We start from the raw sequence: 2550 nt of genomic DNA on the forward strand, positions 1-2550 counted from the left end.
GTTCAAGAACCTCCCAACCGTTGATTTTAATGGGGTTTTGTCACTTCTATTATATCACAGAGAGGGGGCTTCTTGGACTTTTTTATTGCCCAAAACTATTGATTTTTCAATATTCATCGCACATCAACTTTGTGCGAAAGTTGATTTAGTATTTTTAAGTGTGTTTCAATTCCTCATAGGAAGTCTATCAACATTTGAAATGTTGTATATTTTTTTATGCTTATTTCTGGTTTCAATTCCTCATAGGAAGTCTATCAACATTAAAGAATCCGTATAGTAACACAAGGAAAGATTTATGTTTCAATTCCTCATAGGAAGTCTATCAACCAACATAGCTGATCTTTCCATCATTGCAAGGAAATAGTTTCAATTCCTCATAGGAAGTCTATCAACGTGATCAATCAACTTCAGAAGGATCTTCAAAACCAGTGTTTCAATTCCTCATAGGAAGTCTATCAACGTAGGCGGTGCTGGTAGTCCTACTTCTTCGGGCTGCGTTTCAATTCCTCATAGGAAGTCTATCAACATAATATAAAAAATCATCGTGCTCAATCATTTTTAAGTTTCAATTCCTCATAGGAAGTCTATCAACTTCCTCATAGGTCTATCAACAATCGAACTCCTTATAGTTTCAATTCCTCATAGGAAGTCTATCAACGGTCTATATCGCTTTTATATTCAAATTCCGTAAGGTTGGTTTCAATTCCTCATAGGAAGTCTATCAACAATTAGAACAGCAAGCGCAGACGGCGCAAAGGAGATGTTTCAATTCCTCATAGGAAGTCTATCAACTCCTATTATATTTGAAGATGTTGTGCAGTTGGGTGAGTTTCAATTCCTCATAGGAAGTCTATCAACGCCATACGGCCCGGAGCCATGTACCTGTCCGGAGGCAGGTTTCAATTCCTCATAGGAAGTCTATCAACACTCACGCTAATTTTGTTCGAAGTTGAAGATAAACTAAGTTTCAATTCCTCATAGGAAGTCTATCAACACTCACGCTAATTTTGTTCGAAGTTGAAGATCTATTTAGCCCCCTAAAGTATTTGGACAGTGAATCTTAATATGTTAAGATTAAATTGTCGAGGGGGAAATAAAAATGTCAAAGACGAGAAGAAAATACTCTAAGGAATTTAAGGAAAAAGTTATTAAAGAAGCTATGGAAACAGGTAATGCTGCTTTAGTTGCAAGACAATACGATTTAAATAAAAACATGCTGAATAGATGGGTAAGAGAGTTTAAGAATCCTAAAAAGCAACCAACTGTCAACCAAGAATACAAAGATCATACTGCTGCAATGAGAATGCTTGAATCAGAAAACGAGACTTTAAAAAAGCTCCTAGGTGATAAAGATTTAAAAATTGCCATACTTGAAGATCTTTTAAAAAAAACGACCCATCGATAGACGATAAAGTAGAAATTGCTAATAAGTGGATTGCCGCCGGTTATGCTAAAACAAAGGTCTTAAGGATATTAAAGCTTAACCGCTCAACCTACTACTATAAAATGTCAACGGCAGACAAGCCAAAGGGTAAAGCTCCAGGCAGAAGCATTCCAGGCTATTCCTTTGATAAAAATAATAAGAAGATTTCTGATGAGCAAATAAAGGAATATATTGTCCAAATCATAGAGGAGGAAGGACACGCCTATGGCTATCTAAAGATTACCCATGCCCTTAAAAGAAATTTTCATCTTGTTATCAACAAGAAAAAGGTATATAGGCTTTGTAAAGAATTGAACCTTTTAAAACCTCAAAGAAAAATTAAAACAAAACATCCTAGAAGAATCGCTAGAAATAGAATTGTTACAGGATCTAATCAACTATGGCAAACCGACATAAAATACGGCTATGTAGCCGGCGAAGATCGATGCCTCTATATTCTTAGCATAATTGATGTGGCAGACCGATCCATTGTCGCATTTCATATGGGACTTAGGTGTACTGCTGAGGATGCTGCAACCACACTAAAGACAGCTCTTTTAAAGCGACAGCTTTATGATCAGAATCAAAAGCCTATCCTACGATCTGATAATGGTCCTCAATATATTAGTCATATCTTTGGGGATGCTTGTAAAGAGCTAGGGATAGAGCATGAACGAATTCCTTATAATGGATCTATGTCAATAGTTTGGACACAAATTTAAGTTTTTTATTTCAACTACCGCCACCCTTGACAAACTATTCATAAATGCACCCTGACTTTTACCCGAAGGCGATAAACTCAAAGCAAGCTATATACAGCCTTCGGAACAAGCTATTTTAGCATTTATTCATTAGTTTATCAAGGGCAAGCCCTACGGGTTGGCTAGTATTCCCTCAGGCTTAAAATCTAAAGCAAGCTATGCTGCTCTACACATATTCTCATATTGCTCTGGGGTCATATAATCAATTGATGAATGGATTCGTTTTCTATTATAAAACCCTTCTATATACTGAAATAATACTGATTTTGCATGTTCATGATCTATGAATGTATTCAGGTATACACATTCTTTCTTTAATATTGCATGAAAGCTTTCTATACTGGCATTGTCATAGGGACACCCCTT

3 protein-coding genes and 1 CRISPR repeat array are annotated in these 2550 nt (G+C 36.2%); of the genes, 2 read left to right on the plus strand and 1 reads right to left on the minus strand.

What is annotated here, in order from left to right; genetic code table 11:
• Nucleotides 1–162 precede the first annotated feature (162 nt).
• Nucleotides 163–994: a CRISPR direct-repeat array (repeat unit 30 nt; unit sequence GTTTCAATTCCTCATAGGAAGTCTATCAAC).
• Between the two features lie 105 nt (nt 995–1099).
• The gene (locus tag AN619_RS15120; RefSeq protein WP_068558103.1) at nt 1100–1405 is read left to right on the plus strand and encodes a transposase; all 306 of its coding nucleotides are present in this window, start codon (nt 1100–1102) and stop codon (nt 1403–1405) included.
• A 101-nt stretch (nt 1406–1506) separates the two neighbouring features.
• Nucleotides 1507–2145, plus strand: a complete 639-nt coding sequence (locus AN619_RS15125) for a DDE-type integrase/transposase/recombinase (protein ID WP_068558104.1) — start codon at nt 1507–1509, stop codon at nt 2143–2145.
• A gap of 195 nt (nt 2146–2340) precedes the next feature.
• Here the strand turns inward: AN619_RS15125 and AN619_RS15130 are convergent.
• Nucleotides 2341–2550: IS3 family transposase (locus AN619_RS15130; protein WP_157064892.1), on the minus strand; the 210-nt coding region annotated here is incomplete at its 5' end.

The sequence above is a fragment of the Thermotalea metallivorans genome (assembly GCF_001562415.1).
Taxonomy (GTDB): domain Bacteria; phylum Bacillota; class Clostridia; order Peptostreptococcales; family Thermotaleaceae; genus Thermotalea; species Thermotalea metallivorans.